The sequence below is a fragment of the Polaribacter uvawellassae genome, from assembly GCF_039748955.1.
GTDB lineage: Bacteria > Bacteroidota > Bacteroidia > Flavobacteriales > Flavobacteriaceae > Polaribacter > Polaribacter uvawellassae.
Genome location: NZ_JBDIZN010000001.1, coordinates 714,149 through 727,778, shown reverse-complemented (window position 1 = coordinate 727,778; position 13,630 = coordinate 714,149). Strand labels below are relative to the sequence as shown.

General features: G+C 31.4%; 13 protein-coding genes. 2 read left to right on the top strand and 11 right to left on the bottom strand.

Annotation, left to right across the window (positions count from 1 at the left end; translation table 11 throughout):
- Positions 1-99: 99 nt before the first annotated feature.
- Both ABDX67_RS03330 and ABDX67_RS03325 read left to right on the top strand, forming a co-directional pair.
- Entirely contained in the window at positions 100-1,635 is a 1,536-nt protein-coding gene (locus ABDX67_RS03330) for a YifB family Mg chelatase-like AAA ATPase (RefSeq protein WP_347173536.1), read from the top strand.
- A gap of 201 nt (positions 1,636-1,836) precedes the next feature.
- Complete coding sequence (locus ABDX67_RS03325) at positions 1,837-2,874, top strand: N-acetyltransferase DgcN family protein (protein WP_347173535.1); 1,038 nt, start codon at positions 1,837-1,839, stop codon at positions 2,872-2,874.
- Between the two features lie 18 nt (positions 2,875-2,892).
- Here the strand turns inward: ABDX67_RS03325 and ABDX67_RS03320 are convergent, their stop codons facing one another.
- The 11 genes from ABDX67_RS03320 to ahcY all read right to left on the bottom strand — a co-directional run bounded on the left by ABDX67_RS03320 (position 2,893) and on the right by ahcY (position 13,586).
- Complete coding sequence (locus ABDX67_RS03320; RefSeq protein WP_347173534.1) at positions 2,893-4,326, bottom strand: alpha/beta hydrolase; 1,434 nt, start codon at positions 4,324-4,326, stop codon at positions 2,893-2,895.
- Between the two features lie 89 nt (positions 4,327-4,415).
- Entirely contained in the window at positions 4,416-4,886 is a 471-nt protein-coding gene (locus tag ABDX67_RS03315) for a DUF1569 domain-containing protein (RefSeq protein ID WP_347173533.1), read from the bottom strand.
- A gap of 180 nt (positions 4,887-5,066) precedes the next feature.
- Positions 5,067-5,849, bottom strand: coding sequence for an ABC transporter permease (locus tag ABDX67_RS03310; RefSeq protein ID WP_347173532.1), 783 nt, complete (start codon positions 5,847-5,849; stop codon positions 5,067-5,069).
- Entirely contained in the window at positions 5,842-6,549 is a 708-nt protein-coding gene (locus ABDX67_RS03305; protein ID WP_347173531.1) for an ABC transporter ATP-binding protein, read from the bottom strand. Before ABDX67_RS03305 ends, ABDX67_RS03310 begins: the two co-directional genes overlap by 8 nt.
- On the bottom strand, positions 6,543-7,781 hold the full coding sequence (locus ABDX67_RS03300; protein WP_347173530.1) for a nitrous oxide reductase family maturation protein NosD: 1,239 nt from the start codon (positions 7,779-7,781) through the stop codon (positions 6,543-6,545). Before ABDX67_RS03300 ends, ABDX67_RS03305 begins: the two co-directional genes overlap by 7 nt.
- A 9-nt stretch (positions 7,782-7,790) precedes the next feature.
- The gene (locus ABDX67_RS03295) at positions 7,791-8,228 is read right to left on the bottom strand and encodes a nitrous oxide reductase accessory protein NosL (RefSeq protein WP_347173529.1); all 438 of its coding nucleotides are present in this window, start codon (positions 8,226-8,228) and stop codon (positions 7,791-7,793) included.
- A gap of 28 nt (positions 8,229-8,256) precedes the next feature.
- Entirely contained in the window at positions 8,257-8,874 is a 618-nt protein-coding gene (locus ABDX67_RS03290; RefSeq protein WP_347173528.1) for a hypothetical protein, read from the bottom strand.
- Between the two features lie 146 nt (positions 8,875-9,020).
- Complete coding sequence (gene nosZ, locus ABDX67_RS03285) at positions 9,021-10,979, bottom strand: Sec-dependent nitrous-oxide reductase (protein WP_347173527.1); 1,959 nt, start codon at positions 10,977-10,979, stop codon at positions 9,021-9,023.
- Between the two features lie 27 nt (positions 10,980-11,006).
- Positions 11,007-11,567: a fasciclin domain-containing protein gene (locus ABDX67_RS03280; protein ID WP_347173526.1), complete on the bottom strand. Its 561-nt coding sequence runs from the start codon at positions 11,565-11,567 to the stop codon at positions 11,007-11,009.
- Positions 11,568-11,573: 6 nt separating this feature from the next.
- Positions 11,574-12,062, bottom strand: coding sequence for a c-type cytochrome (locus ABDX67_RS03275; RefSeq protein WP_347173525.1), 489 nt, complete (start codon positions 12,060-12,062; stop codon positions 11,574-11,576).
- Positions 12,063-12,272: 210 nt separating this feature from the next.
- Positions 12,273-13,586, bottom strand: coding sequence for an adenosylhomocysteinase (gene ahcY / locus ABDX67_RS03270; RefSeq protein WP_347173524.1), 1,314 nt, complete (start codon positions 13,584-13,586; stop codon positions 12,273-12,275).
- Positions 13,587-13,630: the final 44 nt, after the last annotated feature.

Here is a 13,630-nt window from a genome sequence, read left to right as displayed (position 1 = left end):
GAGCTTAAATATATATCAACTTCTTTTTAACATTATTTAACAAGAATTTAGCAGAATCTAAAAGTTTAAAATTTTTCGTATTTTTAAAAAAAAGAAAAAATGCTAGTTAAAGTTTATGGTAGTGCCGTCTTTGGCATTGAAGCTACCACCATTACCGTAGAAGTAAATATTGATAAAGGAATAGGTTATCACTTGGTTGGATTGCCAGATAACGCTGTTAGAGAAAGTTCTTTTAGAATTTCTGCTGCACTAAAAAACAATAATTACAAACTTCCTGGAAAGAAAATTATTATTAATATGGCGCCTGCCGATATTAGAAAAGAAGGCGCTGCGTATGATTTAACCTTAGCAGTCGGAATTTTGGCTGCGTCCAATCAAATAAAATCACCAAAGATTGACGAGTACATTATTATGGGCGAATTGTCTTTAGACGGAAGTTTACAACCCATAAAAGGTGCTTTGCCAATTGCCATAAAAGCCAGAGAAGAAGGTTTTAAATATTTTATTTTACCGAATGCAAACGCCAAAGAAGCTGCAATTGTAGATAATGTAGAAGTTTTAGGAGTTTCGACTATCATGGAAGTTATAAATCATTTTAATGGTGATGAAAAAATAGCACCCACAATTGTAGATACTCGTGCAGAGTTTTATAAAAATATTGATTTTCCTGAGTTTGATTTTTCTGATGTAAAAGGGCAAGAATCTATTAAACGTTGTATGGAAATTGCCGCTGCTGGCGGACATAATATTATTCTCATTGGTCCGCCCGGATCAGGAAAAACAATGTTGGCAAAACGATTGCCTTCTATTTTACCGCCAATGACGTTGCACGAAGCGTTAGAAACTACAAAAATTCATTCTGTAGTTGGTAAAACTAAAAACAACGGATTGTTATATCAACGTCCGTTTAGAAGTCCGCATCACACAATATCTGATGTTGCTTTAGTTGGCGGCGGACAATATCCGCAGCCTGGAGAAATTTCTTTATCGCATAATGGTGTTTTATTTTTAGATGAATTACCAGAATTTAAAAGAACTGTTTTAGAAGTAATGCGTCAACCGTTAGAAGACAGAGAAGTTACTATTTCTAGAGCAAAATTTACAGTTACGTATCCGAGTAGCTTTATGTTGGTTGCCAGTATGAATCCGAGTCCGTCTGGATATTTTAACGATCCAAATTCACCAATGACTTCTTCTCCGCAAGAAATGCAGCGATATTTAAGTAAAATTTCTGGTCCTTTATTAGATCGAATTGATATTCATATAGAAGTAACTCCCGTTCCGTTTGAAAAATTAACAGAAGAACGAAAAGGAGAAAGTAGTGTTGACATTAGAAAACGTGTTACCGCTTCTCGAGAAATTCAATCTAAACGTTTTTCTGATTTTGAAAACCTACATTACAATGCGCAAATGAATGTGAAACAAATCCGAAAATTCTGTAAATTGTCTGATGAAAGTATGTCTTTATTAAAAACAGCGATGGAAAAATTAAATTTATCAGCCAGAGCATACGACAGAATTTTAAAAGTTGCGAGAACTATTGCAGATTTAGATGCTGCAAAAAATATTTCTCCTACACATATTGCAGAAGCAATACAATATAGAAGTTTAGATAGAGATGGTTGGTTGGGATAAATTAAATATCACTTTTCACAAAAAAACATAAAATAGATTTCACTATTATTCAAGAAAATATCTGTTTTAAGAAATTATATATTCTTAATTTTATACGTAATTTAAGTGAACTCCTTAATATATCAGATGATATTGGTTTTGGAACAAAACTTAAAGAAAGTGAATTAGAGGTTAAATCAACAATTAAGATTTAATTATTAAATGAAATCAATTGAACTTAAAACTCCTTATTTAATTTTTTTAGGAAATGAAACTAAAGATGGTTATGCAAAAACTGGTTTTGGTATTGTAGAGTGGCGACGTTCACTTTGTAAAGGTCAAATAAGTCTTAAAGAAGGTACAGTAGACTTAGGTTTACCATCAATGACAATAAAAGAAGCTGTTGAGGCAAAAGTTGGTTCGTTAATTATTGGTACTGCTGCAGTTGGCGGTGATATTCCTGACTCATGGATAGATACTTTTGAGGAAGCTTTATTAGCAGGTATTGATATTGTTGGAGGCGTACACACCCGATTAAATAATATTCCTCGTTTTAGAGAAGCATCCAAAAAATCTGGAGCACGTTTGGTCGATATTCGTATTCCGCCAGAAAATTTACCAATAGCAAGTGGCAAAAAACGTACTGGACTTAGGCTTCTTACAGTAGGAACAGATTGTGGACTTGGAAAAAAATATACAGCTTTAGCATTAGAAAGAGACATGAAATCTGTTGGAATGAATGTAGATTTTAGAGCTAGCGGACAAACAGGAATCATGATTGCAGGAACAGGGATTCCTATTGATGCAGTAGTTGCTGATTTTATTTCTGGAGCAGCAGAACTACTATCTCCAGATAATGAACCAAATCATTGGGATATTATTGAAGGTCAAGGTGGAATTTTCCATCCAGGTTACGGAGCAGTTAGTATGGGACTTCTTGTTGGTTCTCAGCCAGATGCTTTTGTTGTTTGTCATGAAGTTGGTAGAGATCAAATTATGGGATGGCCTAATTTTAAAGCACCAACAATTAATGAAGTTATAGAAAGAACAACACAGATTGGAAGTCTAACAAATAAAGTAATAAAATGTGTTGGAGTTAGTGTAAATACATCTAGTCTTAATTCAAAAGAACGTGAAAAATATTTAAATAATCTTTCTAAAGAAATTGGGCTACCTTGTGTTGATCCACTTAAAAATGGTACTCAAAAAATTATAGATTATTTAAACACAGAATTTTATAATAATAACATAAAAGTTTAAAAAGAGGATTTAGTAGAGTTAATTTTTCCCTTGTTTTACTTTCCAGTAAATAACATTTTCTCTACTTACTCTTTCTAAAGTTTCTCTGTCTGGCGCACGTTTTCCAGATTTCATTAAATCTAAAATATCTGCAATTATTGATTTTGTAGTTGCAAAATAAGAATGACTTAAAAAACTGGTATCAACTCCAGAAGCATCAATAGTTTCTACACCTTCTACAATTACAACTCCTTTGCCAGCATCACCAGCACGTTTATTTCCATGTACTTTTCTTGAAGCAATTAATGCTAAATCATCAGAAGAAACATATAATGTAATTGGTTTTGCTATTTTTTTAACCATTTGAGGCGCAATATCTCTTCTAAAAACATCTGCATCAATATCTGGTGCCGCTAAAATAACTTCTGTAATTTTATCTTTTAACTCCGGATTTTCATTCATCAATTCAATCAATGCTTTTGTTAATCCACGATTTCCCATACTGTGCGCAACCAAATAAATATCATCGGCTTCTGTTTTGGTTAAATAATCTTTTAAGAAGTTTTTCATATTTAATCTTGCCCACTCAATATTTGCTTCATCAACTGTATAACCAGTTGTTGAGCCTTGTGATGGCCAACTGTAAAAAACAGGTTCTCCGCTAAAACGTAAATCAAACGTAATTTGTGCAGTTCTCATTGCTGCATCAGCAAACGAAACATTATAACCGTGCACAAACAAAAAAGTGCTCTTTCCGTTTTTAGCAATTCTTGTTTTCATTTGATTGAAAAAATCGTCTTTATGTTGCTTTTGTAAAGACTGGATCATGATGTGCTTTTTTGGATCTTCAGAAAACTCTAATCTCCAATAAGATGGTCTTTCTATTTCGCCTAATTTATGTGTGTACGGAATACTAACAACAGTTCTTCCGTATTGAAGCTCTGCTCTTTTGCCTCCAAATCTTTCGTTTAAATCACTGTCTTTTGTATCATTTCTATCGGTTGCAAACGAAACAGGAATTTCTATATAATCTTTTTTCTCTGTAGTTTTTGTTATTGATCTTGTAACGATAGTAGTTGTAGAAATTTCTCTTAAACAAACACTAAAATTTTGAACTTCTTTTTTGTTGTTTTGCAATTCAACTTGTATCGAAAAATAGATGTTTTTAAATTGTTGAAATGCTTTATTACCTTCTAACCAACTTAACGGATCTGTATTTCTTAATTCGCTATAACTATTAAAAGTGTATTTAATTTCGTTATTTAAAGAGATGGTTAGTTTAAACGTTTTAATGTCAGATTCATCACCCTTAACAAAACCTAAAAAGACTTTGCTATAATCTGTTTTGTTGGTTAAACAGTTCTGTGAATTGTAGGTTTTTAAATTATCTGTAAGTTCAAAAACTACCGAATTGGTTTGTGCTTGCGAAATTGAAAATGTAATTAGAAATAACAGAAGAAAGATACGTTTCATAATTCGATGATTTATTATCGATATAAAGATACGTAAAATGAAATTTAAATTTTTAAAAATACTAATTCAGAATTAGCAGATTAAGAAAATTATTTTAGAATTTTCTTTACAATTTTTAAATGATGATTTGTGTGTGTGTCTAAAAAACGGACTACTCTAAACTTATTTGTATTGCCAAATAATGGATGTTTAAAATAAGCGTTTTCATTTAGATTTTGGATTTCTTTTATGTTTTGTTTAGCTTCAGCTAACTGTGTAATAATTGCTGATTTTAAAATAACTTCTGGTGGTTTTACATATTTTGGCGCTTTGGCTTTTCCTCTTGGAAAAAAGCCAAGCTTTAAAAGTACTTTTCCTACAAACTTAAAATTGTCTTCATACAAATTTGGATCTGAATTTTCCATATTTTTTACAACAGCATTTATCACTTTTAAACTATGATCTAAATGCCAAGCAACACCTGCTTTAGAAACATTCGTATTTATGTCTTTGTAATTTGGAATATAACTTTCTAAAAGTTGCAATCTGTTTTCTAATGCTGAAGTGTTTATTGTTTTCATTCAGAGTATATTTTTTTGAAAGGTACTGAAAAGTAATCGTTGAAAAACATAACGATACAAATTTGATGAAAAATCAAATTCACACGATGTGATAATCCTTTTAAAAATTTAACCTTCTTTTATTGTCAGTTCGAGTGAATTTGTAAAGAATGAACAAATTTGTATCAAGAACAAAAAAAATTAAAAATCTTTCTTTTTTGATTTAAAAACAATTCTTAATACTGGCATTACAACCCAAAGAGTTAGCATTACAAAAGATACAATTAGCCCAAAACTAGTTCCAAAAAATTGCTTAAAAACTGCTCCGGTATAACCTAAAAGTGCAGAAATATCTAACTTTAAAAGAATTAAAGTTCTCGATAAATCTATAGGATTTAACATTGTACCAATTAACGATACTTTGTCTAACGGATAATCTTCAAACAATATTAAGGTCATTAAAAATAAGCCATCATAAATTACCGCTAAGAAAAGCCATAACAAAATAGCATAACCAAATCCTTTAATTTTATTTTCGTTAGATAAAGCAATATTAAACGCTAAAGCTGTAAATATTAAGGTTAAAAATGTTCCTGTAATTAGCAACAATGAGAAATCCCAAATTGCACTACTTTCAAACAAACCATAAAATACAAACGGAAGTCCTAAACCTAAAATTAAACTCATAGAAAGCGATAAAGCTACACCCAAATATTGCCCCAAAAAGATAGACGAACGTTTTAAAGGTTGCGCTAATAAGAGTTCTGTAAATTCTTTGGAATTATAATAATACATGACTCCAAAAACAGTACCGATTAAAGGTACTAAAACAATGATAACATTCATTAAAGTAATAACGGCTTTAGATAAATCGTTATTTAAAAATAACAACACAATGCCTAACAATAAATAGAAAGCAAAATAGACGTAACTCCAACGGCTACGCATTAAATCGTAAAAACTATATTTTAATATTTTAAGCATGATTATCGGATAATATAGACGCAATTGCATGTTCAAAATCAGGCTGATTGGTCTTGGTTTTTAATTTTTGAATACTGCCTTTAAAGTATATTTTTCCTTCGAGGATAAATACAATTTCATCAGAAATTTCTTCTACAAAACTCATAATATGAGATGTAATTAAAATTGTTTTTCCTTTGGCTTTTTCGGCTTTAATTAAATCTTTTAATCTAATAAGCGAAATTGGATCTAAACCTGTTGTTGGTTCGTCTAAAATAATTAACGGACTATCAAACATAAAAGTTAACACAAGGTTTACTTTTTGTTTTGTTCCTCCAGAAAGTTGTCCTAATTTTTTATCTAAAAAAGATTCTAATCTAAAGAGTTCTATTAAGCGTTGATCCTCATTTGTAGGCTTGCGTAAATCTTTAATCATTTTAATTAATTCCTTTACGCGAAGATTACTTGGAAAGTTAGCAATTTGCGGTAAGTAATCAATTTTATGTCTGTATTCTGAATTTTTTTTAATGTTTTCTCCTAACACAGTAATATTTCCTTTATTAGGAATTACCATTCCTAAAACTGCTTTAATTAAAGTGGTTTTACCAGATCCATTTGGACCAAGTACTGCAAAAATTCCGCCTTCGCTAATGGCTAAATCAACACCACTTAACACTTGATTCTTTCCGAATTTTTTATGTAAATTTTCAATAATTACCATGTTATTCTTTTCATTTGTGGGTTGTTATCCAATAAATCATCTGGTGTAAAAACAGGTGATACTTTTTCAGAAAAATCTATAATATCTATAAACATACTTCGTAATAAAATGATGGTTTCTGGAGTTCTATTTACAATGTAAGAAAATAGTTTTACAGGTCTGTAAGGTATATCTCCAATTCCGTTTTTATCTAAATCGTAACCTGTATAATTACTCCAATAATTTCTATCAAATTCATTGTCGTTCACCTTGCTATTATAAGCAATATCAAAGGAATTGTATAAAAAGTTATTTTCTGTAAACTTATTAGTGTAGCATGCTCCTTTTACTTTTATTGCCCAACCGTTATTTTGAAAATTGTTGTGTTTATAATTAATTCGATTAGAACCTTCTACATTAATACCAATTGTATTATCAGCAAAAGTATTGCCTTCAATTTCGGCATCATTAATTTCTTTAAGCAGCAAACCATAAGATGCTGTTCCCCAATTTTCTTTAAAAATATTGTTGTACATTTTTATTCGTCTAGAAAACATTACTGCAACACCAGCTCCATTATTTTCAAAAACATTGTCTTCATAAGTGTCGTCGTTAGAAAACATAAAGTGTAATCCATAACGTACATTTAAAGAACTTACGTTGTTTTTAATCGTACAAAAATTTGAAAACTCTAAATAAATTCCGTCTCTTACATGTTGAACAAAATTGTGTTCAATTTGTACATTTTTACTATACCAAAGCTGAATACCGTTTCCTGAATTATATTCTTCTACTGCATCGCCAATAATTTTATTATGAAACACTTTTCCGTCTCTTGATTTTTCGATATAAATACCGAAAAACAATTTTTCTAAAACTAAATTCTGAATCAAAAAATTTTTACTGTTTTTAACTCGAATTGCTGCATAATCTTCAAGATAACTATTGCCAACATTTATAATAAATAAGCCATCTACAGTAACATTATCTGAAATAACTGTAATAATTTCACCTTTTAATTCGCCATCAATTTTTGGATAATTTTCCCCAATAATAGTTAGCGGTTTATCTACAATAATATTATACTCTTTATAAGTCCCTTTTTTTACCACAATTGTATCAAAATCTTTTGCCTGTGCAATCCCAGCTTTTAATGTTGAAATTGGGCAAGTTTTACAAACCTCAATACTTTTTTGGGCATTAATTGGGTTAGCCATAAAAATGACTATTAATAAAACTAAAATATGTTTCATGTTATTAGACTAGTCTTTAAGTTTAACTAGTAAGGTTTCCCAGGTGTATAATTCTCCTCCTTTTTCTGATTGAATTTTTTCAGCATCTACTTTGTTTTTAAAAGCTGAAAGAAATGCTCCCATTGGACTAGGAATATTCTCGCTTATTAAAAACGTTGCTTGTGTTGCATCAATTAAAACTTCTGGCTCTGTGTAGTTATTTGATAAATAAAGTTTAATTTCAGAAGTATCAAAGTCGTCCATAAAATTAACCATACATTCTGTAGCGTCAAATTTATAAACTTTCCCTTTTTTAGTGACAACCTCTGCCGCATGAACTTTATCTACAATAGTCATTTGACAAAAATAACAACCATCACTTCCATAATTTATAGGTTCTGGACCAACATTACAACTAAAAAATATGAGTAGTAATGCAACAATTGAATAGTGTTTTAGTTTTTGCATTTTTTAGAATTTTTAAAGTGCTGTATTGCTATGCTGTTTTCTTTATGCCAGCTTTTTTTCCAAGCCAAAATGCAACAATAGTCAATGTCATACCAACAAACATAAGATATCCTCCAATATGTGGCAAGGAAGTTACATCAAAATTCAATAATTTCTGATGCCCAAATAACGGTGGTTTATAAGACATAGGCGTTCCATCTGGGTTGTTTAATTTTAAAATTGCATTTGGATCTAAATCGCTACCATAATCAGTTAGCCAATTGTTAAAATCGTACATTCCTAAAATTCCTAAAATTGACATTAGAATAAACCATCCTAAAAAAAACTTATAACTTACTTTTTCAAAATAACCCAACAAGCCAATAACAACTCCTAAAACTACCATACCAATAATAACTTTTGGAAAAACCGAAAACTCCCACATATCTTCTGCTTTCGGGATTGTTTTCATACCAATATAGTGATTTAAACCGTCTATGTTTTGCAAATCAAACTCTTCTACGCCTTGAATACCTAGAATATAAATATTCATTCCTAATGGTTCTGGATATTGCGGAGCACCAAGCATGATGTTCCATAAAGGGAATTTAAAAAGCCCTAATAATAAAAGAGAACCTATCATCATTATAATACCAGCTTTTTTCATAATACTTATTATTTAATTAACCATTTAGTTAATAGTAGTTTAAAAAAAAGGCGAGAGAGATAAATCAACTCTCGCCTTTATGATATTGGGAAAACAAACACTATAAATAAATATTTCCCAAATTTATTATATTAATGAACTTCGCACTAATCTTCACCCAAAGACCAAGATAATTTTATATCTGAGTTAGATGGAGATACACGAACGTAACCTTGCATTTCCTGGTGAAGTGCAGAACAGAAATCTGTACAATAGAATGGCCATACACCTACTCTTTTAGGTTCCCATGTTAACGTTCTGGTTTGTCCAGGAGCAATTAACAGCTCGGCGTTATTAGCACCAATCATTGCGAAACCGTGAGGTACATCAAAATCTTGCTCTAAGTTAGTAATATGGAAGAAAACTTTGTCTCCTACTTTAACACCTTCAATATTATCTGGTGTAAAATGACTACGAATCATTGTCATATAAACATGAACGTTTTTACCATCTCTAACTATTTTAGTTTCTGAACTATTTAGCGCTTTACGCGGATGCTTGTTATCAGCTAACTTATAAAACTTTAGTGAGTTTGCTTTAATTATATCAGCAGGAATAGCTGCTGCATAATGTGGTTCACCATGTGTTGGAAAATCTAATAGTAGTTCCATTTTATCTCCAGAAATATCATACAATTGCGCTGAGTGCTCCATTTCTGGACCAACTGGCAAATAACGATCTTTAGTAATTTTGTTCATTGCAAACATGTATTTACCAAAAGGTTTCCTAGAGTTTCCTCCAGGAATTGTTAAGTGACCAACAGAGTAATATGTAGGTTTTCTATCGATAACCTCCCAAGTTCCTAATTTCCATTTTACAACCTCAGAAGAAATAAAGAATGTAGTATATGCATTTCCTTTTCCGTCAAACTCAGTATGTAAAGGACCTAATCCTGGTTGTTCTACAGAACCTGCTAAAACATCTTCGAAGTTTAAAATTGGAATACCATAAGCATCACCCGCAAATTTTTCTTTATCAATTGCATCTAACATTTTTGTAAATGAGTGTACTGTTAAGTTTGCTGATAATTTACCATTACCTACAATATACTCTCCAGAAGGATCAACATCACAACCATGAGGTGATTTTGGTGTTGGTAATAAATAAATAGCTCCAGGTACATCAGCAGGATTTACTACACGTACTTCTTTTTTCATTGTAGAAGTTGTTGTGTGCGTATCTTCATCTAATAAGTTATGTGCATAATTAGCTGGCATCATTGTTCCGCCACCTTTATTTACATATTCTTCAATTTTTTTCCAGTTAATTGCTGCAATAAAATCTTTATCATTTTGAGACGCATTAACTTCTAATAAAGTACTTGCTTCTTCTGTATTATATGTTGTAAAGAAGAACCAACCGTGAGATTTTCCACGTCCAGGGTGCGATAAATCGTAGTTAAAACCTGGCATTAGGATTTGAAATTTAATATCCATGTGTCCGTGTTCTGGATCAACAGAAATAAAAGTCAAAGCGCCTTTAAAGTTTCCTTTATACTCTTTAATTGGCATATCTCTTTGTGGTACAGGTACAGAAAAACGTGTTCCTGCTACTACATACTCTGTGTTTTCTGTGATAAAAGAAGAACTGTGATTTCCTGCACTATTTGGAATCTCAATAATTTCTTCTGTCTCAAAAGATCTTAGACCAACTCTTGCAATACGAGGTGTGTTGTTACCGTTGATAAAAATCCAACGTCCATCTAATTCCCCATTAGTTTGAGAAATATCTGGATGATGTGAATCATCCCAAGGGATAAATCCAAAAGACGTTTCTAACATTGGTTTAGTTTCTTCAGAATATCCATAACCATTCGTTGGAAATTGAGAGAAAACTGGAATCTCTTTAAACATTCTTCCAGAAGGCAAGCCGTAAACTGTTAAGTTACCACTATAACCTCCAGAGATAAAAGCGTAATGAGAATCATGTTCTCCTGGTGCTATGTAAACTTTTTCTGCGTTGTTACCAGACAAAGCTCCACCTTTAGAGTTACCTGAGTTATTACAGCTTGTAAACGCCGTAAGAACTGCTAAAAGTGCAATTGTTGATTTTAATATATGTTTCATTTTATATAGATTTAATTAGTTTTTAAATTATTCTGTTGGTGGTAATAAAACTTTGTCTATAACGTGAATTATGCCGTTACCAGCTTTAATACTCGCTAAGATTTTTGCTCCTCCAATCATTGGCTCACCATTTACAACTTCTACTTTTACATAAGCATTGTTTGCTTGTCCTAGTTTTTTAAATTTCTTTAAAAATTCTTTTGAATAGTTACCTGGAGTTACATGATACTTTAAAATGTTTGCTAAAGCATCTTTGTTTTCTGGTTTTAATAAATTTTCAACTGTACCTTCTGGTAAAGCTGCAAATGCCTCGTTAGTTGGTGCAAAAACCATTAAAGGACCTGCGTTTACTAGTGCATTTTCTAATTGTGCAGCTTGTACAGCAGCAACTAAAGTAGAATGATCTTTTGAACCAATTGCTATTTGCAATACGTTAGGTGTTGATCCATCATCCTTAATAAATGCTTGTCCAGTTTTTTCTGTTGTTTCCACTCCGGTTGTTTCCGTATTGGTTGTTGATGCATCTTTACATGAGCAGAAAAGTACTGCAACTGTAAAAATAAAAAACAAGTGTTTAATTGATTTCATAATTTATTATTTTAAGGTTCTAAAATATTCCAACACTGCTCTAGCGTCTTCTTCTGTTAAGTTTTGGTTAGCCATTGGCGCTCCGTTGAATTCCATTAATAAATCTTTAGCCAAAGCATCTTCTTTTACCATTTTCTCAGGAACTAAAATCATATTCATAATCCATTCTGGAGTTCTTCTTTCCATGATTCCAATTGGTGCTGGTCCAATAAACTTTTTATCTAGTTTATGACAGGCTAAACACATTTTACTATAAATATCTTTTCCTTTATCAGCCATTTTTTGATTAATATCTGTCTCTAATGTTATAGATGTAATCGGCCCAACACCTTTTGATGTTAAGTCTACTCTTTTTGAAGCCGGTACTTTGTTAACTTTTTCAGTTACATTTTTCTTTTTATTTGTTTGGGTTTTTACCTTTTTTTCTTCATTGCTTCCACAGCTAATTAATAATGTTACAAATAAAATAGCTACTAATTTTAGTGATGTTTTCATGTATATTTAGTTTAATACGTTTACGGTGTAAAGCTACAATCAAACAAGAATATAAATTATGACTTTTATCATAATTTTAACATTTAAAGCAATAAAAAAAGGTTAAAGGAAACAGCTGTTTCCTTTAACCTTTTTGGGTAACTCTTTATTACTTAAAAAAGTAATATTTGGTTTATTTTTAGATTTTAAAAACCAAAATTTATTTGCAAATTAGTATCTATAGTGTTCTGGCTTATAAGGACCATCTACTGTTACACCAATATAAGTAGCTTGCTCTTCTCTTAACTCAGTTAACTCAACACCAATTTTTGCTAAGTGTAATTTTGCTACTTTTTCATCTAAATGTTTTGGTAACATATACACTTCGTTTTCGTAAGCATCTTTGTTTGTCCACAATTCAATTTGCGCCAAAGTTTGGTTTGTAAATGAATTTGACATTACAAAACTTGGATGACCGGTTGCACAACCTAAGTTTACCAAACGTCCTTCTGCTAAAATGATAATATCTTTTCCGTTGATATTGTATTTATCAACTTGTGGTTTGATAGTATCTTTAGTAACTCCGTGATTTCCATTTAACCAAGCCATGTCAATTTCATTATCAAAATGACCAATGTTACAAACAATTACTTTGTCTTTCATTGCTTCGAAATGACGACCTTGAATAATATCTTTGTTTCCTGTTGTTGTAATAATAATATCAGAATTTGCAACAACAGTTTCTAATTTCTTTACTTCAAATCCGTCCATTGCAGCTTGTAACGCACAAATAGGATCAATTTCTGTAACCGTTACAATAGAACCAGCTCCTTTAAAAGATGCAGCTGTTCCTTTCCCAACATCGCCATAACCACAAACAGTTACACGTTTTCCTGCTAACATAATATCGGTTGCTCTTCTGATTGCATCAACTGCAGATTCTTTACACCCATATTTATTATCGAACTTAGATTTTGTTACAGAATCATTTACATTAATTGCTGGCATTGGTAATGTTCCGTTTTTTACTCTTTCGTACAATCTGTGAACACCTGTTGTAGTTTCTTCCGATAAACCGTTGATCCCTGCAGCTAATTCTGGATATTTATCCAAAACCATGTTTGTTAAATCTCCACCATCATCTAAAATCATATTTAATGGTTTTCTGTCTTCACCAAAAAATAACGTTTGTTCTATACACCAGTCAAATTCTTCTTCTGTCATATCTTTCCAAGCGTACACAGCAGTTCCTGCAGCAGCAACAGCAGCAGCAGCCTGATCTTGAGTAGAAAAAATATTACAAGAACTCCAAGTTACTTCTGCACCTAAAGCTTGTAAAGTTTCAATTAAAACTGCAGTCTGAATTGTCATGTGTAAACATCCTGCAATTCTTGCTCCTTTTAATGGTTGAGAATTTTTATATTCTTCTCTTAACGACATTAATCCTGGCATTTCTGCTTCTGCCAAGTCCATTTCTTTTCTTCCCCAAGCTGCTAAAGAAATATCCTTAACTTTGTTTGGTACGTAAGCTGTTTTTGTGCTCATATTAGTATATTTGTTTTATTTCAAAAATTTAGAACTGCAAAGTT

Bases quoted from the DNA above. Each gene is read 5' to 3' on its own strand.
- ABDX67_RS03280 (WP_347173526.1), bottom strand. From the start codon at position 11,567: ATGAAATCAATTAAACACTTGTTTTTTATTTTTACAGTTGCAGTACTT.
- ABDX67_RS03275 (WP_347173525.1), bottom strand. From the start codon at position 12,062: ATGAAAACATCACTAAAATTAGTAGCTATTTTATTTGTAACATTATTA.
- ABDX67_RS03290 (WP_347173528.1), bottom strand. From the start codon at position 8,874: ATGAAAAAAGCTGGTATTATAATGATGATAGGTTCTCTTTTATTATTA.
- ABDX67_RS03315 (WP_347173533.1), bottom strand. From the start codon at position 4,886: ATGAAAACAATAAACACTTCAGCATTAGAAAACAGATTGCAACTTTTA.
- ABDX67_RS03305 (WP_347173531.1), bottom strand. From the start codon at position 6,549: ATGGTAATTATTGAAAATTTACATAAAAAATTCGGAAAGAATCAAGTG.
- ABDX67_RS03300 (WP_347173530.1), bottom strand. From the start codon at position 7,781: ATGAAACATATTTTAGTTTTATTAATAGTCATTTTTATGGCTAACCCA.
- ABDX67_RS03325 (WP_347173535.1), top strand. From the start codon at position 1,837: ATGAAATCAATTGAACTTAAAACTCCTTATTTAATTTTTTTAGGAAAT.
- ahcY (WP_347173524.1), bottom strand. From the start codon at position 13,586: ATGAGCACAAAAACAGCTTACGTACCAAACAAAGTTAAGGATATTTCT.
- nosZ (WP_347173527.1), bottom strand. From the start codon at position 10,979: ATGAAACATATATTAAAATCAACAATTGCACTTTTAGCAGTTCTTACG.
- ABDX67_RS03295 (WP_347173529.1), bottom strand. From the start codon at position 8,228: ATGCAAAAACTAAAACACTATTCAATTGTTGCATTACTACTCATATTT.
- ABDX67_RS03320 (WP_347173534.1), bottom strand. From the start codon at position 4,326: ATGAAACGTATCTTTCTTCTGTTATTTCTAATTACATTTTCAATTTCG.
- ABDX67_RS03330 (WP_347173536.1), top strand. From the start codon at position 100: ATGCTAGTTAAAGTTTATGGTAGTGCCGTCTTTGGCATTGAAGCTACC.
- ABDX67_RS03310 (WP_347173532.1), bottom strand. From the start codon at position 5,849: ATGCTTAAAATATTAAAATATAGTTTTTACGATTTAATGCGTAGCCGT.